Genomic DNA, 20177 nt, shown 5'->3' on the forward strand with positions numbered 1-20177 from the left:
GTGGTGCTGCTGCCGTACTTCAGCACCCTCGGCGTGGTGGTGGCCTATACCGCTCTGTACGTGCTGGCCTTCTTTATCTGCCCGTTCATTCGCGTTGAGCAACCGGGCTTTACCCTGAAGCCTGCGCCTGCCGGCAAAAGCGTTGAGTTTTCCTGATTAAAGACTGCGGGCTGGTATGCGCGTCATATCAGCCCTGTTTAGAGGTAGAAGTAGATGATGAGTATCAAAGCGGTCATTTTTGACATGGACGGGGTGATTATTGATTCGGAAGGCCTGTGGCGACAGGCGCAAAGGGAGGCGCTGGCCAGCTGGGGGGCTGCGGTCAGCGAGGAGGAGTGCGAAACGCTGACCAAAGGTAAACGTCTGGACGAGATTGCCCGCGTGTGGTGTCGGCATTGCCAGCTGGCGATTGCCCCGCAGCAGCTGGAGCAGCGCATTCTGCAGCGTATTACCGCGCTGATTGCCGCCAAAGGGCAGGCGATGGCCGGCGTCCATGAGGCATTAGACTACTTTCGCGCTCAGGGCTATAGCATCGCGCTGGCGACCTCATCTTCCCGGCAGGTGATTGCCGCGGTACTGAATAAACTTGCTCTGTGGCCATACTTTGACGTGGTCTCCAGCGCCGATGATGAAGCGTGGGGGAAACCTCATCCGGCGGTGTATCTGTCGACCCTGGGTAAGCTGGGGCGGTCTCCCGGGGAGTGTCTGGCGATCGAAGACAGTTTTCATGGCTTTTGCGCCGCTCAGGCGGCGGGGATCCCCACGATAGTGATTGCTGAAGATTGCCGGCATCCACGTTTCGCCGCCGCTGTGGCCCACCATCACTCGTTACCGGAGCTGCTGCGGACGCACTCTGAACCCGTTCTGGCGCTCGGGTAACGACCTTATCGGTGAGCGCAGAAGCCCTGGAGATGTAAACGGTCTTTTAATCTCTTCGTTCTGCGCTCACTTCCTGTTCTCGCCGCATCATTTCAGCAGCGGGCAGTCCGGCGGCAGACGGCAGCGCAGGGCGGCCGGTAGAATTTCCATGCGGAACTGCTTACCGCTCAGCGGTTCGCCGTCGAGGTTAAAGGTCATCTCGTGCGGGGCGGTGATTTCAAACCACGATGACACGCCGTCAACCAGGTTCGGGGAGTTATCCGGATCCGCCAGGGTGCTGAACAGCGCGGGCAGCAGCTCTTCACCGGTAAAGACCCGCAGATGCAGCAGGCCGTCGTTGATTAAGGCCTGCGGGCACAGCTGCTGGCCGCCGCCGGCCTGACGACCGTTGCCGATCCCGATCACCAGCGCGTTGCCCTGCCAGCTAAAGTTCTCACCGCGGATTTCACAGCGGTCGGGCTTGAGGGTATCCATACGCATCAGGCCATGAATCAGGTAGGAGACGCCGCCCAGCGCGGCTTTGAGCTTCTCCGGCGTTTCGCTGGTGATCCGGGTGCCGAAACCGCCGGTGGCCATATTAATAAAACCGGTTTTATCGTTGACCCGGACAACGTCTATCGGCATATCGCGACCGACGATCGCCAGCTTCAGGGCGCTGGCCAGCTCCTGCGGGATGCCCACGCTGGTGGCGAAGTCGTTGGCGGTCCCCAGCGGCAGAATGCCAAGCGCCGCCGGGCTTTCGCTGTGCACTAGCGCCGTGGCGACTTCATTAATCGTGCCATCGCCGCCGCCGGCAATCACCGTGCCGACGTTAAGCTGGCGGGCTTCATCGACAAACCGGGCGGCATCGCCTTTTTCCCAGGTCACGCGGACATGAATGTCGAGGCCCTCATCGCGTAACAGGGCGATCGCTTCGCGCAGCTGTGGCTCATTAGCCCCTTTGCCATTAAGAATCAGTAAGCTGGCTGGAAACGTTGACATTATTATGGCTTCCTCATTGCACAAGATGCACAAAGTGTACCGCATGAAGAGAAGGATGGACATTTCGTAAATTATCGGCCCGGGCGGCGCGGATATCGGGCTATCGATATCCGCGCCCCTCTTTTTCTGCAATGGTAGCTCAACCAGCGCGCTATTCATCCTGTGATACGTTGAGCGGGAGTGTCAGAATTGCGCGGGTAAATTTGACCATTGATACAGTAAGGAAAAGAGGATGTCCCGTAACACATTCACCTATGTAACGAATTCCGGCATGGCGGTATTTTGTCTGGTTTTCTCCCTGCAGGCGCTCTCCGCGCAGGTGACGGAGAAGAGTATTTCCGGCGGGGAACAGTTTACCGTTACGCTGCAGGATATCCCGGGTACCGGCTACAAGTGGATGCTCCGTTCCTTACCCGCGCAGGTCATGCTGGTCGCCGAGAATTACCGCCAGCCCGCCAGCTGCGGTAAGCGAGCCACGGGCTGCCCGGTGGAAAGAACCTTTACCTTTAAAGGTGTTCAGCAGGGGAGCGGAAATATTAACTTCGTCTATGGCCGCCCCTGGCTGAATATCACAGAGAAAGCGACCACCGTACGGGTCAGCGTAAGGTCAAATGCCCCTGCGCGGTAATTCGGCATTACGCTATTACTTCTCATCTTATTCGCGCACGGTTTTTAAACTGTGCGCATTATGTTAATTGTCTTTTCAAAAAGGCTTCTTCATATTAACAACCTGCCCCTACGAGCGTCATTATTGAAACAAAGGGCAAAAATATTTCTCTATATATCGTGTGGTTTTAGTTTGGTTGTTCTTTACCAGGGGATTATCTGCGTAATTTGAATAACCCGGTCCATAGAGAGATATTATGAAACAGAACCAACAAGCCGAACCTTCACGTCGTACTATTCTGAAGCAAACGTTAGCGCTTTCCGTGCTGTCCATCACCGGGCTGGCGGCCTTATCGGTACCGACGATCTCTTTTGCCGCCTCTTTGAGCAAAGAGGAACGCGACGGTATGACGCCGGATGCGGTAATTGAACATTTTAAACAGGGTAATCTGCGCTTCCGGGAAAACCGCCCGCTTAAGCACGATTATCTGCAGCAAAAGCGCAGCAGCCTGGCGGGGCAGTTCCCGGCGGCGGTGATCCTCAGCTGTATCGACTCGCGCGCGCCGGCAGAAATTATTCTGGATGCGGGGATCGGTGAAACCTTTAACTCTCGGGTAGCGGGTAATATCAGCAACCGCGATATGTTAGGTAGCATGGAGTTTGCCTGTGCCGTCGCCGGCGCGAAACTGGTGCTGGTGCTGGTGCTGGTGCTGGTGCTGGTGCTGGTGATGGGGCATACCCGCTGCGGCGCCATCGATAATGCCGAATTAGGTAACCTGACCGGCTTACTCGATGAAATTAAACCGGCCATCGCCAAAACCGAGTACAGCGGTGAACGTCAAGGCAGTAATGATGAATTTGTTGATGCCGTAGCGCGGAAAAACGTCGAGCTGACAATCGAAAATATTCGAAAAAATAGTCCGGTGCTGAGAAAGCTGGAAGAACAAAGGAAAATCAAAATTGTTGGCAGCATGTATCATCTTGCTGGCGGGGAGGTCGACTTCTTCGAGGTATGAGCCGGGTAACAAAGCCGGCGCGCATGCCACCTGAAGATAAATATTCATAGCGCATCATCGGCAGGCAAGAGGGCGCAAAATCGCCCTCTTGCCGGATAACGCCTCTGGCGGGGAACGATCAGAAGCGGAGATCAACGCCGAGCATCACTGTTCTGCCGGGATCTGGCATGCTGATAACCGCTCCGGGCTGGATATCATACCGATCTGTGACATTATTAACCGCGGCAAAAAAGGTCGCATTTTTATTTAAAATATATTCTCCATACAAATCAATCTGGTACCCGGGAGGTATTTCGATAACCGGGTTAGCTGCTGTCCCTTCAAGCCATCCTGCAGGGTTTGTTTTCGCGGAGTGATATCTGTATCTGATGCCAGCATCGACGGTTTCATTGCGGAATTTTTTCCCCAGATTCACAGAGATATTTTGTTTGGCGGGAATTCTTGTGGGCGTTAATCCCCAGGCGAAGCCCATGGTATTACAGTTGCTGGTGTTATATTTTTGCGCATAGTAGTTTGAGCACACCGCTGTTTTGCTATACAACGTTGCGGAAATGGCAGAGTAGAACAGTTCGCTGTTGTATTTAAGCGAAAAGTCAATTCCGGATAAATCGAGCTGATCATAATTCATAAACGTGAAGTTATCCTGCCATGCTGGCATTCCCGCGGTTTTATCCTTTAATCCGGGAGAGATAAAGTTATTGGTCGTGTTGTTAAACCAGGAGAGGGAGAGGTCGAGAGCATCCTCCGCGGATAATAAAGCCGGGTGATGGATCTTAACCCCAACTTCTTTTTGCAGGGAGACTTCTGGCGCGATCGGGTCCGCCGGGTTATAGCTGAAAATCTCATTTGATACCGTGGTTTCATACAGGCTCGGCATTCTGTAGTTTCTGGCTGCTTTCACAAACACGGTTGTGTCTGGAGTCAGCGCATAGCTTATTTCGGAGCTCAGGTCTGCTTTAGCCTGATATTTTACGCTTTGATGGGTCTGAAAATCGTGGGCTGCGGAATTATGATAATTAATACCCAGATTGACCTGGAGCGGACCACTCTCAATCATTCCGTTGACGAAAAGGGCATTTTCCCTTCTCTCACCATGCCGCGAGGTGGGGTAGGCGGTAAACCGGGTCAGACCGTCAGATTTTGGCGCCAGCTTTTCTTTTTGCGTTGACGACCCGTAGCGGAGCGTGAGCATGTTGAACTGGCTTTCATTGACAATGGCTATACCATTTTTATTGTTACTGTAGGCGTGGAGATATTGTTGCGCATTGGTTCCCAATGCCCACAGGCCGTTATATTGCTTTAAGTTTGTATCGGTTATCCAGTAGTTCAGATTTAAGTTAATCAGCCCGTTGTCAACGGGGGTATAGGTATATCCGGCACTGTAGGCATTCACAATCGCGCTGCCAGGTTTCCATTGCGGCATGGATTCCACGCCCGCGGGCAGGGGCTCGAAATCACGGTCATTGGCATTTTTATACCAGTAGGCCGCCAACGTTTCACCGGCCTGCTGACGATGGTTGCGGTACGCAAGGTTGAAGTGATGATCATCATTCGCGTTGATCGCAAGCTTATAAATAAATGACTCGCTTTCAAAGTCAGTGTTGACGACCTCTTCATTTTTAAATACCAGCGGATCGTGGAATTTATTAAAGCCATTTTTCCCTGAAAAATAGTTCCCGGTGGATCTTTTACTATAGGCCAGCACGGTATCAACCGTATCATCTCTGAAGCCAAAGGCAAGCGTGGCGGAGCCATTTCTAAAATCATACCCGCGGGGCTTATCCGTCAGCCGATAATAGCTCTGCTCCGCGTAATCATCAGGGATATCAGGTTTTTTGTTATTGTTGAACGTTCTTAGCTTAAGAAGTAAGCCGTAGTTATTGCCGGGATTGATAATATCCTCCGTGGAGAGGGTTTTTATATTTATTACCCCACCGATGGCGCCGGATGAAAAGGCATTGTTATTCTGTGAGGCCCCTTTGCTGATGGTGATATTGCTGATTAAATCAGGGTCGATATACGTTCTGTCGCTGGTTCCCTGATAGCCTCTTGACGTGTGGGTCGACTGCAGCGAGCCGTCAATAAACACAGGAACACGGCCTTCTCCCTGCAGTCCCCTGATTCCTGGGTCAATCGAACCCGCCTCATTTCTCATATTATTTGACTGGATATATGTTTCAGAGGAAAAAATATCTGCATTCGCAATCCCTCTGAATCGGTTTAACGCAGATCCGGAGAGAGTATTTTCAGCGGTCTCTGTAGATGACACAACCATAATTTCTTCATTGTCATTTTTTCCCTCTGCAAGCGTCGAACCGGTAAAAACCGACGTAGATAAGGTGAGGATTAAGGCGCGTTTTCCCATGAAATTTCCTTATTTTTTAAAAAGATATCGAAAATCAAACAATGTTAGTGATGAAAAACCAGTGGTTGGTTAATTACCGGTTTAAAACACTAAAAAAATAAAGAGTGGCAGTTTATGCCTCTAATTAAATAAATGCAAATGGTTATCATTATCATTTAATTGAAGTGATTATAATTATCTGTCTAATGAATGATGGATAAAAAGCATGTCATGCCGCGCCTGAACGGAGGTTTTGTCGCGCAGGAGGAAGCAAAAGCAGCGGGAAAGGCGGTTAATATCAGGGTAACGATCGCGGATGCGTCTCCGCTGTAAAGAGGGCGCCCGGTAAAGCAAAACCGGTATCCAGGCATGGACAGTAGGTGGACGTAGATAGGTTAATAATAAAAAAATAAGCCCGCGTAAGGGAGATTACGCAGGCTAAGGAGGTGGTTCCTGGTACAGCTAGCATTTATGGGTTATGTTTTTCAGCAGGATGGATGATACCCGCTCCAAACGAAGCGGTGTGTGATCCGTTTCTAATATCCGTGCATCCTGAAAAAATAACCCTGATAAACTAATTGCCGTGTGGGTTTCGCGTGCTCTGACCGGCAAAGTTGCGCATCAGCAGGGCGTACTCCAGCGCCATCTCTTCCGGCACCGGCAGCCATACCGTGTAACCATCCCCGGGAGCCACCGGCATCACCTCGCCTTTGGCGTTTTCCATATGCTCAAGGGTGAAGTTGACGTTGCCCTGCGGAGTCATCAGCTCGAGGCTGTCGCCGAGGGAGAACTTATTTTTCACCGCGACCGCGGCCAGGGTGCCGTTGCGCTCGCCGGTGAACTCGCCGACAAACTGCTGGCGTTCGGACAGCGAGTAGCCGTACTCGTAGTTCTGGTAGTCATCGTGGGTATGACGGCGCAGGAAACCTTCGGTATAGCCGCGGTGGGCCAGGCCCTCCAGGGTTTGCAGCAGGCTTTCGTCAAACGGTTTGCCCGCCGCGGCGTCATCGATCGCTTTGCGGTAAACCTGGGCGGTGCGCGCGCAGTAGTAGAATGACTTGGTGCGGCCTTCGATTTTCAGGGAATGCACGCCCATCTGGGTCAACCGCTCGACGTGGGCAATGGCGCGCAGATCTTTGGAGTTCATGATGTAGGTGCCGTGCTCATCTTCGAAGGCGGTCATGTATTCGCCAGGCCGTTTGGCTTCTTCGAGCATAAACACCCGGTCGGTCGGCGCGCCGATACCCAGCGTGGGTTCGATGGTCCTGAGCGGAATCGGCTCATGCTGGTGGACGATATTGCCGACGTCATCTTCTTTGCCTTCCTGGACGTTATATTCCCAGCGGCAGGCGTTGGTGCAGGTCCCCTGGTTCGGGTCGCGTTTGTTGATATAGCCCGACAGCAGGCAGCGGCCGGAATAGGCCATGCACAGCGCGCCGTGGACGAAAATCTCGAGCTCCATCTCCGGGACCTGGCTGCGGATTTCGCCAATTTCGTCCAGCGACAGTTCGCGGGAGAGAATCACCCGGCTCAGGCCCATCTGCTGCCAGAATTTGACCGTTGCCCAGTTGACGGCGTTGGCCTGTACCGACAGGTGAATCTGCATCTCCGGGAAGTTTTCCCGCACCAGCATAATTAAACCCGGATCGGACATAATCAGCGCGTCCGGCCCCATATCCACCACCGGCTTGAGATCGCGAATGAAGGTTTTCAGCTTGGCGTTATGCGGCGCGATATTCACAACCACGTAGAACTTTTTCCCCAGCTGATGGGCTTCATTGATGCCCAGCTGCAGGTTTTCGTGGTTGAATTCATTGTTGCGCACGCGCAGAGAATAGCGCGGCTGGCCAGCATAAACGGCGTCTGCGCCATAGGCGAAAGCGTAACGCATATTTTTCAGCGTTCCCGCCGGGGAAAGGAGTTCCGGTTTAAACATGATGTTCTCGTTCTGATGACAGGTCAGATTCGCCACACCTGATGGGGCGAGTTGGGGGAGTGTCCCCACTTTAAGGGCGGGCATTGTAGCGCTGTGGCGAAGGGGAGTAAACCTTTCCCCTTCGGCCAGTTTACTGCGCCTGGAGGCGCAGTAGGGTTAAGCCAGCCGGCAGGCGTCTGCCTCCCAGCGATAGCCGACGCCGTACACGGCGCGGATAAAGGACTGCTCGGCGTCCAGCGACTCCAGCTTGCGCCGCAGGTTTTTGATATGGCTATCGATAGTCCGGTCGGTGACCACACGGTAATCATCGTAGAGATGATTAAGCAGCTGTTCGCGCGAAAAAACCTTACCCGGCTCCTGCGAGAGGGTCTTCAGCAGGCGAAACTCGGCGGGGGTCAGATCCAACAGCTTATCGCGCCATGAGGCCTGAAAACGACCTTCATCGACGATCAGCGGGCTTTCCGCATCCAGCGCCAGCAGATCGCGGCGCGGCTTACAGCGGCGGAGGATCGTTTTCACCCGCGCGACGACTTCACGTGGGCTGTAGGGCTTGCAGATATAATCGTCGGCGCCAATCTCCAGCCCGAGCAGCCGGTCGATTTCCTCTATCTTCGCTGTCACCATCACCACCGGTACCTCGGAGAAACGACGGATCTCCCGGCACAGCGTCAGGCCATCGGTACCCGGCAGCATCAGATCCAACAGAATCAGATGCGGCGGAGTTTGCCGGACGTAAGGCAGGACCCGATCGCCGTGATCAATCAGCGTTGGCGCATAACCTGCCGCGGACAAATAATCGAGCAGCAGCTGACCCAGCTTGGGTTCATCTTCCACCACCAGAATGCGTGGCGTATTTTCATCAACAGGTAATTCACTCATACGTCTCTCGGTGTATCACGTTCCAGAGGTAACTCTACTTTAATGCTAACCCCGCCAAAAGGCGAATGGTCGGCCCGTAAGATGCCGCCGTGGGCGGCGACGATGTTGACGCAGATCGCCAGCCCCAGCCCGGAGCCGCCGCTGGCGCGGTTGCGCGAGCCTTCGGCGCGGTAAAAACGTTCACACAGGCGTGCCAGCTGCTCGTCGCTCACCCCCGGACCGCTGTCGGCAAAATCGATGATTAAGCGGCGGGCGTTGTGGCTGGCGCTAATCAGCAGCCGGCCGCCGCTGTCGGTATAGCGCAGGCTGTTTTCCAGCAGATTGTTAAAGAGCTGCATCAGGCGATCGGCGTCGCCAAAAATAGTGGCGTTTTCCGGTAGCGAAACGCCGATCGTCAACCCGCGGTTGGCGAAGCGCTCGCGGAAGGCGCCCGCCGCCACTTCCAGCAGCGGGATGATATCCACCGAAGTTTTCTGATAGGCCAGCGCCCCTTCATCGGACATCGACAGCTGATGCAGATCGTCCACCAGCTTGGTCAGAGTCGCCACCTCCGCCTGCAGCGAGGTGATGGAGTCCGGGGTGAATTGACGTACGCCGTCCTGGATGGCTTCCAGCTCACCGCGCAGCACCGCCAGCGGCGTACGCAGCTCATGGGAAATATCGGCCATCAGATCGCGGCGCATCTGCTGGTTGCGTTCCAGGGTGCTGGCAAGCTGGTTAAAATCCTGTGCCAGGCGGCCTAGCTCATCGCTGCCGCTGGCGGTAACCCGGGTACTGAAGTCTCCCGCCGCCAGGCGATGGGTCCCTTCCACCAGCCGTTTCACCGGCGCCAGCAGGCCGCGGGCCAGCGGGAACGTGGCCAGCGCGGCGAGGAGGGTCGCGAGGGCGACAATCAGCCAGCTGGTACGCTTCTGCTGACGGTCGAAATTAATATCGGTATTGCGCGTCAGCCGCTCGACGGGCGAAGCGATAACCGCCCCGACCTGCACGCCGTTGACCACAATATTGCGCCGGCTACCGTCTTCAGGCACCCGCTCACGCGGCCCCACCAGCACGCGTCCTTTCTGGTCGACGACCCAGAACAACGTACGCCAGCCGTGCGGCGGCATATCCGGCCCCGGGCCACGCGGACCGTCCGGCGGAGGGCCATCGGGACCAGGCCCGCCGTTATACATGCCTCCGCCGGCGGTTCTATGTCCGGCGGGGGAGCGATCGTCGTTATCACGTTCGAAGGTTTTTAATAGCTGGAAGATAAAGCGGTCGTTGTTACGCAGGAATGTCCAGCTGCCGTGCAGGGCGTACTGTTCGCTCAGCGCATCGCCGAGCATGGTCAGCCGCTGTTCGTTGCCGCGTTTGATATAGTCGATAAACCCGCGTTCAAAACTGACGCGCACCGCCCAGTGCATGCTGATTAACAGCACGATGCAGGTGGCGAAAATCGCCAGGAACAGCTTGCCGGTAATACCGGGACGCCAAAACTTCACGGCTCACTCCTTTTATGCCGGGCGATCGCGGTATTGCTGTCGGTATCATCCGGAACGCGGGAAAAAATGAAGGCCGGCAGCGCAATAATCACCGCCATGCTCAGGTAGGTATAGAGGAACACCTGATGGGTGGCGGCGGCATCGGCGCTGATATGCTGCTGGCCGAACATGCCGAGCAGCATACCGGCAATAGTGACCCCGATACTCATCGACAGCTGCATGACCATCGACAGCATGCTGTTGCCGCTGCTGGCCAGATCGTCCGGCAAATCTTTCAGCGTCAGGGTATTCATCGACGAGAAGCGGCTGGAGTTGACCATACCCTGCAGAAACAGCACCACCGGCAGCAGCCAGTACCAGCCCGCCAGCGCGACGACCATAAACAGCAGACTGACCACCGCCAGGCCGAGCGTCGCCACAATCAGTACCCGGCGGTAGCCAAAGCGGTTCACCACCTGCACCACAATGCGCTTCATCCCCATGCTGCCGAGCACCATCGGGATCATCATCAGGCCGGCGTGAAACGGCGTGAAGCCGAGACCAATCTGCAGGAAGACCGGGGTCATAAAGGGCAGCATGCCGCTGCCGATGCGCCCGGCGAAGCTGCCGCCCAGCCCGAGGGAGAAGGTGCGGTTGCGGAACAGGTGCAGGCTGAACAGCGCATTGTCATTATCCCGGGCGTACCACAGATACAGCAGAATGGAGGCGACGCCTGTCGCGACCAGAACCGCAAGCAGCGAGGGTGAAATACCCAGCCCTTTTTTGCCGTCGAGCGCGAGGGTTAACGTCGCCATCCCCGCCGCCAGCAGGATAAAACCCAGCATATCGAAGCGCCGGGTTTGCAGGGTGTAGTTCGGCATCAGCCACAGTGTGGCGATGGCGCCGACAATCCCCACCGGAATGTTGATCAAAAAGATCCAGTGCCACGAGGCGTATTCCACCAGCACGCCGCCAAGCGCCGGCCCCAGCAGCGGGCCAACCTGGCCGGGAAGGGTGACGAAAGTCATCGCCGCCATGTACTGCGAGCGCGGGACGATTTTCATCACCGTCAGACGGCCGACCGGCACCATCATCGCGCCGCCGACCCCTTGTAACACCCGGGAGAGGACCAGCTGATCGAGCGTGCTGGCCTGGGCACAAAACAGCGAGCCGAGGGTAAACAGGATGATGGCGCTAAAAAAGATATTGCGCACCCCCACCCGATCCGCCAGCCAGCCGCTGGCGGGCAGCATGATCGCAACCGTCAGCACATAGGAGACGATCACCATATGCATATGCAGAGGACTCTCCCCGAGGCTTTTGGCCATCGAGGGGAGGGCGGTATTGACGATGGTGGTATCCAGCGACTGCATAAAGAAGCCGAAAGCCACTATCCATAATTGCCAGCGGACGCTGGAGGGCAGTTCTGTCATTTTATTCGCTTACCGGTTGGTTGAGTTTTCGCGAAAAACGCAACCGCAGACGGTCGAAGAACAGATAGACCACCGGCGTGGTGTAGAGCGTCAACAGCTGACTCATCACCAGTCCGCCGACGATGGTGATGCCCAGCGGCTGACGCAGTTCCGAGCCGTCGCCGCCGGATAACACCAGCGGCAGCGCGCCAAACAGCGCCGCGAGGGTGGTCATCATAATCGGCCGGAAACGCAGCAGGCAGGCCTGGAAGATCGCCTCTTCCGGCGGGAGGTTGCCGTTACGCTGCGCCTCAAGGGCAAAGTCGACCATCATGATGGCGTTTTTCTTCACTATGCCAATTAATAGCATGATTCCGATGAGCGCGATGAGGCTAAACGGGGCACCGAAGAGTTCCAGCGCCAGCAGCGCACCGACCCCTGCCGAGGGAAGGGTGGAGAGAATGGTCAGCGGATGGACGTAGCTTTCGTACAGGATCCCGAGCACGATATAGACCGTCGCAATAGCGGCGATAATCAGAATCACCTGCGAATTCATGGTCTGCTGGAAGACCTGAGCGGTTCCGGCAAACGAGCCCCGGACGCTGGACGGCACGCCGAGCTGGGTCATCGCGCGGTCGATCGCATCGCTGGCTTCCGACAGCGATTTACCGGTCGGCAGGTTAAAGGAGATCGTCGACGCCGCCGAAAGCCCCTGATGGTTGACCGACAGCGGCGCGTTGGCCGGCTGCCATTTGGCGAAATAGGCGAGCGGGATCGGTTTGCCTTCGCTGTTGATAACAAACATCTTATCCAGCGCGCTGACGTCCTGGGTATAAACCGGGTCGACCTCCATCACCACCTTATACTGGTTCAGCGGCTGATAAATCGTCGAGATCTGCCGCTGGCCGAAGGCGTTATTCAGCAGGTTGTTCGCATCCTGGATGCTGATCCCGAGGCGCGACATGGTATCGCGATCGTAGATAAGATCCATTTCCGCACCGTTATCCTGCTGGTCTGAGTTGACGTCAGCCAGCTCCGGCAGCGCGGCCAGCGCTTTACGAATCTTCGGTTCCCATTCGCGCAGCGCCGAAAGATCGTCTGATAGCAGGGTGTACTGATAGCTGGCGTTGGCCTGGCGACCGCCGACGCGAATATCCTGCACCGCCATCAGGAACAGATTGGCGCCCGGCTCTTTCGCCAGCTTTTTACGCAGCCTGTCGATGATCTGCTGCGCCGTTTCATGCCGCTGGTCGCGGGACTTGAGGGTGATAAACATCATCCCGCTGTTCACCCGTGAGCCGCCGGTAAAGCCGGTGACATTATCCACCGCCGGATCTTCGCGGATGATTTGCATAAAATCCTGCAGTTTGCCGCGCATCGCCTGGAAGGAGATGCTCTGGTCAGCCTGAATGCCGCCCATCAGCACGCCGGTATCCTGCTCCGGGAAGAAGGTCTTCGGGATGGTGATATAGAGCCAGACGCTCAGCGCCATGGTCGCCAGCAGCACCAGGCCGGTGATGCGGCTATGTTTGAGCACCCACTTCAGCGACTTGCCATAGCCGCCCTGAATCGTCACCAGCAGGCGGCCAAAGCCGCGGTTGCGGGTCGGCGCATGCGGTTTGCCGCTCTTGAGCAGCCAGCCGCACATCATCGGCGTCAGGGTGAGCGAAACCGCCAGCGAGATGCCGATGGCCACCGATAAGGTGACGGCGAATTCACGCAGCAGGCGCCCCGGCAGCCCGCCCATCAGCAGCAGCGGTAAAAACACCGCCACCAGCGACAGGCTCATCGACAGGACGGTAAAACCGACTTCGCGGCTGCCCTGGAGCGCCGCCTGCAGCGGTTTCATCCCGGCCTCAAGGTGGCGGGAGATATTTTCCAGCACCACGATAGCGTCATCCACCACGAAACCGGTAGCGATCGTCAGCGCCATCAGCGACAGGTTGTTGAGGCTAAAGTCGCACAAATACATCGCCGCAAAGGTACCGATAAGCGACACCGGCACGGCAACCGCGGGAATCAGCGTGGCTCGGCCGGAGCGCAGGAACAGGAACACCACGAGGATCACCAGCGCCACGGCGATCGCCAGCGTTTGTTCCACCTCTTCCAGCGAGGCGCGGATCGTCGGCGAACGGTCCTGGGCGATTTGCAGGTCGATAGAGGCCGGAATCGTCTTCTGCAGCTCCGGCAGGCGGGCGCGAATGCTGTCGACCGTCTGGATGATATTGGCTTCCGGCAGTTTGCGGATCATCAGCAGAATCGCCGGCCTGGCGTTGGTCATCCCGGCGTTGCGCACATCCTGTACCGAATCGCTGACGTTCGCCACGTCGCCAAGGCGCACCGCCGCGCCGTTGTTGTAGTGAATGATCAGCGGCTGATATTCGGCGGCGGTTTTTAACTCGTCGTTGGTTTGTACCTGCCAGCGCTTGCCTGGGTCTTCCAGCGCCCCCTGCGGCCTGCGCACGTTGGCGTTATCGATCGCCGTCCGTACGGCGTCCAGCGAGACGCCCTGGTTAAACAGCGCCTGCGGGTTGAGGTCGACCCGCACCGCGGGCAGCGAGCTGCCGCCGACGTCCACGTCCCCGACGCCGTCGATCTGGGCGATAGTTTGCGCCAGCTGGGTAGAAGCGAAATCATACAGCTCGCCCTGGGAATAGGTGTCCGAGGTGAGGGTGAGGATCATGATCGGCGAGTCGGACGGGTTGGCCTTACGGTAGGTTGGCCGGCCCGGCATGCCGCTCGGCAGCAGGCTTTGCGCCGCGTTGATCGCCGCCTGCACATCGCGGGCGGCGCCGTTGATATCGCGGTCGAAATCGAACTGCATAATAATGCGCGTGCTGCCAAGCGAACTGGAGGAGGTCATTTCAGAGACGCCGGCAATACGCCCCAGCGAACGCTCAAGCGGCGTAGCCACCGATGAAGCCATGGTTTCCGGCGAGGCGCCGGGCAACGAGGCGCTGATCATAATCACCGGAAAATCCACCTGCGGCAGCGGGGCCACCGGCAGCAGGCGGAAACCGAGAATGCCGCACAGGGTGATGGCGAGCGACAGTAAAATCGTCGCCACCGGGCGGTAAATGAAGAGGGCGAAAAACTTCATTTACGCCTCCTCCTCGTGCCGCGGGAAGCGGCTTCGGATGTACAGCGACAGGCGGTCGAAGAGCAGATAGATAACCGGGGTGGTAAACAGCGTCAGCACCTGGCTTAACATCAGACCGCCCACCATACCGATCCCCAGCGGACGGCGCAGCTCGGCGCCGACGCCGGTACTCAGCATCAGCGGCAGCGCGCCGAGCAGGGCGGCGAGGGTGGTCATCAGAATCGGGCGAAAACGCAGCAGACAGGCCTGATAAATCGCTTCACGCGGCGGCATGCCCTGTTCGCGTTCGGCGGCGAGGGCAAAGTCGATCATCATGATGGCGTTTTTCTTGACGATACCAATCAGCAGGATAATCCCGATGATGGCGATGACATCCAGCTCGCTGCCTGCCAGCCACAGGGCCAGCAGCGCCCCGACGCCGGCGGTCGGTAAGGTCGAGAGAATGGTGATCGGGTGAATGAAGCTTTCATACAGGATGCCAAGCACGATATACATCGCCACCACCGCCGCGATCACCAGCCAGACGGTATTGCCGAGCGCCGACTGGAAGGCGAGGGTGCTGCCCTGGAACTGGGTGCGGATATCGGTCGGTAAATCCAGCGCCTGTTCGGCGGCCTGAATCGCCGCTACCGCATCGCCCAGCGAATAGCTAGCCGGCACGTTAAACGAGATGGTGGTGACCGGGAACTGATCGAGATGGTTAATCGATAGCGGTGTGAAACGCTGCTCGACGCTGGCGATGGATTTCAGCGGCACAATGCCGCCATCGCTGCTGGTGAGACGAATATTGTCCAGCGCGGCCAGCCCCGGCGTGGCGCGGGTGTCATGCTCCAGCACCACGCGATACTGGTTGGCCTGAGTGTAAATAGTCGAGATCAGCCGTTGACCAAAGGCGTTGTACAACGCGTTATCGACATCCGCCATGCTGATGCCAAGGCGGCTGGCGCTGTCGCGATCGACGTTGATATACGCCGCCAGCCCCCGGTCCTGCCAGTCGCTGCTCACGTCTGAGAGCTGCGGTAATGCCTGAAGCCGGGTCAACAGCTGCGGTACCCAGTTACTGAGGGCATCCAGCGAGTTCGCCTGCAGGGTGAACTGGTACTGGGTGCGGCTGACGGTGGTATCGATGGTCAGGTCCTGCGTCGGCTGTAAATAGAGTTCGATGCCGGGAATACCGTCCACCGACTTTTGCAGGCGGGCGATAACGGTTTGTACCCGGTCGTCGCGTTCATCCAGCGGTTTGAGGTTGATCTGCAGCCGGGCGCTGTTCAGCGCCGGGTTGGTGCCGTCAACCCCGACGAACGAGGTCAGGCTTTCCACCGCCGGGTCTTTGAGGATCGCCGCGGAAACCTGCTGCTGGCGCTGCGCCATATTGACGAAAGAGGTCGACTGCGGCGCCTGGAGCGTGCCCTGAATAATGCCGTTGTCCTGGATCGGGAAGAAGCCTTTGGGGATAAACACCCACAGCATAATTGACAGCGCCAGCGTGCCTAAGGCGACGCTCAGAGTCAGCCACGGGTGGTTCAGCACCCGGCTGAGCATCCGCCCGTAAGCGGCGATCACCCGCTCGAAGAAGCGCTCGCTGGCCTGGGAAAAGCGGTTTTGTTTACGCAGCGATTCATGGCTGAGCATGCGGGCGCACATCATCGGCGTCAGGGTCAGCGACACCACGGCGGAAATCAGGATCGCCACCGCCAGGGTAATTGCAAATTCGCGGAACAGCCGGCCGACGATATCGCCCATAAACAGCAATGGGATCAGCACCGCAATCAGCGAGAAGGTTAATGAGATAATGGTAAAGCCAATCTCACCGGCGCCTTTGAGCGCGGCGGCGAGCGGTTTTTCGCCTTTTTCGATATAGCGCGAAATGTTTTCGATAACCACGATGGCGTCATCGACCACGAAGCCGGTGGCGATGGTGAGCGCCATTAGCGTCAGGTTGTTAATCGAGAAGTCGAGGAATACCATCACCGCGAAAGTGCCCACCAGCGAAAGCGGTACGGCGACGCCGGGGATAATGGTCGCCGGCACGTTGCGCAGGAACAGATAGATGATCATCACCACCAGCGCAATCGCCAGCATCAGCTCAAACTGGGTATCGCTGACCGAGGCGCGGATATTGGTGGTCCGGTCAGAGAGCACCTGCACCTTGACCGATTTCGGCAGGCTCTCCGTCAGCTGCGGCAGCATCTGGCGCACGCTGTCGGCGGTGGCGATGATGTTTGCGCCCGGCTGGCGCTGGACGTTCATCACGATCGCCTGCTGGTTATTGGCCCATGCGCCGAGCCAGCTGTTTTCCGCCCCCTGCTCAATGGTGGCCACATCGCCAAGACGGATCGGCGCACCGTTCTGCCAGGCGATAATCAGGCGGCGATAATCTTCCGCCGACTGCATCTGGTCGTTGGCGGAAAGGGTTACGGCGCGGGAAGGGCCGTCAAGGCTGCCTTTCGCCGAGTTGACGTTAGCGCTGGTGATGGCGGTACGAATCGTTTCGCTGGTCAGCCCGAGGGCGGCAATCGCCTGGGCATTGAGCTTCACCCGCACCGCCGGGCGCTGGCCGCCGGCGAGGGTCACCAGACCGACGCCGGAAACCTGGGAGATCTTCTGCGCCACGCGGGTTTCCACCATATCTTCCACCTGGGTCATCGGAATGGCGGAAGAGGTGACCGCGAGGGTCATGATCGGCGGATCCGCCGGGTTCACTTTGCTGTAAACCGGCGGGTTCGGCAGGTCGGAGGGCAGCAGGTTAGTGGCGGCGTTGATCGCCGCCTGCACTTCCTGCTCGGCCACGTCCAGCGGCAGCGTCAGCTGGAACTGCAGGGTCACCACCGACGCGCCGCCGGAGCTTTGCGACGACATCTGTTTCAGCCCGGACATCTGACCGAACTGGCGTTCCAGCGGGGCGGTAATCGCCGAGGTGACCACGTCCGGGCTGGCGCCAGGGTAGAGGGTCACCACCTGAATCGTCGGGTAATCGACCTCCGGCAGGGCGGAAACCGGCAGGAAGCGATAGCCGATGATCCCGGCCAGCATAATCGCCATCATCAGCAGGGTGGTGGCGACCGGGCGCATAATAAACAGTCGGGAGGGGCCGCCCGTGCTGCTCGGGGGTAATACTTGCATCAGGAGCGCGCTCCTTTTTTCCCGTATTCACGACTGGTGGCCTTCTCCGCAGCGGCGGCTGGCGCGCTGTGCGGGTCCACCACTTCCACTTTTGCCCCTTCGGTCAGACGATCGATACCGTCGGTGACCACCCGATCGCCGGCCGACAACCCGGCGCTAATCACCACTTTCAGGCTGTCCTGAATCCCCGGGGTGACGGTATGTTTGCTGACTTTGTTATCGCTGTTGAGTACCCAGACGAAATGACCTTCGTTGCCCATTTGCAGCGCGGCGGTCGGAATGACCACGGCATTCTGCTGGGTATCCACCAGCATGCGGGCATTGACGAACTGATTCGGGAACAGCGCATCGTCCTGGTTAGTGAAGCGCGCTTTCAGTTTGATGGTCCCGGTCGTGGCGTCTATCTGGTTATCGAGGCTCAGCAGGGTCCCTTCGCTGATTTTCTGTTTGTTGGTCCGGTCCCACGCCTCAACCTGCAGCGTTTTCCCGGCTTTCTGCGCCTGGACGACGGTGGCGATATCGTTTTCCGGCAGAGTGAAGACTAAATCAATCGGATGGGTTTGGGTTAATACCACGATGCCGGTGGTATCGCCGCTGGAGATCTGATTGCCGATATCCACCTGTTTTAAGCCGACTCGCCCGTCAATCGGCGCGGTAATGCGGCTCCAGTTCAGCTGCAGCTGCGCGCTGGCGACGGCGGCTTCATCGGCTTTAATGGTGCCTTCCGTTTCGCTGACCAGAGACTGCTGGGTGTCCAGCTCCTGGCGGGAAACCAGGTTCGTTTTGACCAGCTGCTGATAGCGGGCGAGGTCGCGGCGGGCGTTGGCGAGCGTGGCTTTGTCTTTCGCTAACTGGCCCTGGGCCTGCGCCAGCGCCACCTTAAACTGGCTGGGATCGATCTCGGCGAGCAGATCGCCCGCTTTGACCTGCTGACCTTCCTGGAAATGGATAGCCAGCAGTTGACCATCCACCCGGCTGCGCACGGTCACCGTATTGGCTGCGGTGACGGTACCAAGACCACTGAGATAGCGCGGCACCGACTCGCTGGTGGCCGTCGCCGCCTGAACCGGCGCCAGGGCGGCGCCGAAACGGCCGTGACGACCGCCGCCGGAGGCCTGCTGATGCTGCCCGTTCGCCGCGGAAGGCGTATCGCTCGCGGCTTCACGACCCTGCCAGTACCAGTATGCGGCGCCGGCAACGATGATGACCGCCAGTGCGGTTCCCCAACGAAGTGTATTACTGCCTTTCATTAATTTGCTATCTCATCCTGAAACGTTTCGCCGAATGATACTAGTTTAGTGACCAAACGCCCCGCAAAAATGGAGGAATTATGAAAAGACTATTGAGATATGTCCGGATAAAAGGCTTTTCAGTGAGCACGTTAGGCTTGCACATCCCGGTTGAGAAAATTTCCGCGGCACTTCCCGGTATGGCAGAGGGCGCATTTTTATGCGTTTCAGCCCCCCGTGACGGCGCTGACACCCTCTCTTCCTCACAGCAGAATGAGTCGTTCTCGCCACAATATACAGCGTAAATTGACAACCTTCAGCGGCTATTCAGCCAGACTGGAAATAGCATCTGTTTGATAATCAAGAAAACACGTTGCTTTACCTGCGCTTCAGGAACAACGACCGCCACTTGTCACCAGAGGGTTCTCTATGCATTTTACCCAAGCTATCGCCCGTCTGCCGGCCGCCACCTGCGGCGCCGGTCAAACCACCGCCCGGCTCGGGGCGCCGGATATTGCAGGCACCACGCGCCAGTTCCTGGCCTATGTGGAAACCTTGCTGCAGCTGGGCCTGAAAGTGACCGTGTTGCCGGCGGCGACGGATTACCCGGATGCTCATTTTGTTGAAGATACCGCCGTGGTGATGCCTGAGCTGGCGGTCATGACTCACCCGGGGGCGCCGAGTCGCCAGGGCGAAGTGGAGACCATTGCGCCGGTGCTGGCCGGTTTTCGTTCGCTGGTGCGCATGAGCGATCGCGGTCACATGGACGGCGGCGATGTTCTGCTGGTGGATAAGCAGTTTTTTGTCGGCCAGACGGCACGCACCGACGAGCAGGGGATCCGCGAATTTGCTGCCGCCGTCGAACCCTATGGCTATCAGGTTACCGCCATTGAAGTGAGCGCGGGGCTGCATCTGAAATCCATCGTCAACTATGTCGGACGCAATACGCTGCTGCTGACGGAGGGCTATGTGAACCATCCTGCCTTTGGCAGTTTCCGGACCATTGTGATCCCGGAAGAGGAGTCGTATGCCGGTAACACGTTATGGATCAACGATACCTTAATCACGCCGCAGGGTTACCCCTATACTCTGGGCGAAATCAGCAAGCTGGGCATGCCCGTCGTCCAGCTCGATACCAGCGAATTTAAGAAAATGGATGGCGGCCTGACCTGCCTTTCCCTGCGTTTTTAACCGCGCCGTTGACATCAG

At 57.6% G+C, this 20177-nt stretch carries 13 protein-coding genes and 1 pseudogene; 5 read left to right on the plus strand and 9 right to left on the minus strand.

Features of this window, described 5'->3' with window-relative positions; genetic code table 11:
• Together ACI2JR_RS17050 and hxpB are read left to right on the plus strand one after the other, a co-directional pair.
• Window positions 1-156, plus strand: a pseudogene (locus tag ACI2JR_RS17050) (cytochrome C biogenesis protein CcdA); the annotation flags it as partial.
• 60 nt (window positions 157-216) lie between these two features.
• Window positions 217-879, plus strand: a complete 663-nt coding sequence (gene hxpB, locus ACI2JR_RS17055; protein WP_462479077.1) for a hexitol phosphatase HxpB — start codon at window positions 217-219, stop codon at window positions 877-879.
• Window positions 880-966: 87 nt separating this feature from the next.
• Here the strand turns inward: hxpB and yegS are convergent, their stop codons facing one another.
• Entirely contained in the window at window positions 967-1860 is an 894-nt protein-coding gene (gene yegS / locus ACI2JR_RS17060; RefSeq protein WP_132725346.1) for a lipid kinase YegS, read from the minus strand.
• 232 nt (window positions 1861-2092) lie between these two features.
• On the opposite strand from yegS, the gene ACI2JR_RS17065 reads away from it, so the two are divergent.
• Window positions 2093-2488: a protease inhibitor I42 family protein gene (locus tag ACI2JR_RS17065; protein WP_462479046.1), complete on the plus strand. Its 396-nt coding sequence runs from the start codon at window positions 2093-2095 to the stop codon at window positions 2486-2488.
• A gap of 235 nt (window positions 2489-2723) precedes the next feature.
• Window positions 2724-3482, plus strand: coding sequence for a carbonic anhydrase (locus tag ACI2JR_RS17070; RefSeq protein ID WP_462479047.1), 759 nt, complete (start codon window positions 2724-2726; stop codon window positions 3480-3482).
• 118 nt (window positions 3483-3600) lie between these two features.
• Here the strand turns inward: ACI2JR_RS17070 and ACI2JR_RS17075 are convergent, their stop codons facing one another.
• The 8 genes from ACI2JR_RS17075 to ACI2JR_RS17110 all read right to left on the minus strand — a co-directional run bounded on the left by ACI2JR_RS17075 (window position 3601) and on the right by ACI2JR_RS17110 (window position 18989).
• On the minus strand, window positions 3601-5847 hold the full coding sequence (locus tag ACI2JR_RS17075; protein ID WP_462479048.1) for a TonB-dependent receptor domain-containing protein: 2247 nt from the start codon (window positions 5845-5847) through the stop codon (window positions 3601-3603).
• Window positions 5848-6400: 553 nt separating this feature from the next.
• Window positions 6401-7762, minus strand: a complete 1362-nt coding sequence (gene yegQ / locus ACI2JR_RS17080) for a tRNA 5-hydroxyuridine modification protein YegQ (RefSeq protein WP_462479049.1) — start codon at window positions 7760-7762, stop codon at window positions 6401-6403.
• A gap of 156 nt (window positions 7763-7918) precedes the next feature.
• Entirely contained in the window at window positions 7919-8641 is a 723-nt protein-coding gene (gene baeR / locus ACI2JR_RS17085; RefSeq protein ID WP_132725332.1) for an envelope stress response regulator BaeR, read from the minus strand.
• On the minus strand, window positions 8638-10125 hold the full coding sequence (gene baeS, locus ACI2JR_RS17090; RefSeq protein WP_462479050.1) for a two-component system sensor histidine kinase BaeS: 1488 nt from the start codon (window positions 10123-10125) through the stop codon (window positions 8638-8640). Before baeS ends, baeR begins: the two co-directional genes overlap by 4 nt.
• Window positions 10122-11537 (minus strand): MFS transporter, encoded by a 1416-nt coding sequence (locus ACI2JR_RS17095; RefSeq protein ID WP_132725326.1) that lies wholly within the window; start codon window positions 11535-11537, stop codon window positions 10122-10124. The genes baeS and ACI2JR_RS17095 overlap by 4 nt, the downstream gene beginning before the upstream one ends.
• 1 nt (window position 11538) lies before the next feature.
• Window positions 11539-14616 carry a multidrug efflux RND transporter permease subunit MdtC gene (mdtC, locus tag ACI2JR_RS17100; protein WP_462479051.1) on the minus strand — a complete coding sequence of 1026 codons (3078 nt, stop codon included), beginning with the start codon at window positions 14614-14616 and terminating at the stop codon, window positions 11539-11541.
• Window positions 14617-17739, minus strand: coding sequence for an MdtB/MuxB family multidrug efflux RND transporter permease subunit (locus ACI2JR_RS17105; RefSeq protein WP_132725320.1), 3123 nt, complete (start codon window positions 17737-17739; stop codon window positions 14617-14619). It abuts the gene before it with no gap.
• Window positions 17739-18989 carry an MdtA/MuxA family multidrug efflux RND transporter periplasmic adaptor subunit gene (locus ACI2JR_RS17110; protein WP_438436013.1) on the minus strand — a complete coding sequence of 417 codons (1251 nt, stop codon included), beginning with the start codon at window positions 18987-18989 and terminating at the stop codon, window positions 17739-17741. Before ACI2JR_RS17110 ends, ACI2JR_RS17105 begins: the two co-directional genes overlap by 1 nt.
• Window positions 18990-19397: 408 nt before the next feature.
• Here ACI2JR_RS17110 and ACI2JR_RS17115 point away from each other — a divergent pair, with 408 nt between their 5' ends.
• Window positions 19398-20159: a dimethylarginine dimethylaminohydrolase family protein gene (locus tag ACI2JR_RS17115; RefSeq protein ID WP_132725314.1), complete on the plus strand. Its 762-nt coding sequence runs from the start codon at window positions 19398-19400 to the stop codon at window positions 20157-20159.
• Window positions 20160-20177 lie beyond the last annotated feature (18 nt).

Origin of the sequence: Klebsiella sp. NPDC088457, assembly GCF_044900465.1 — a bacterium.
Lineage (GTDB): Bacteria > Pseudomonadota > Gammaproteobacteria > Enterobacterales > Enterobacteriaceae > Klebsiella.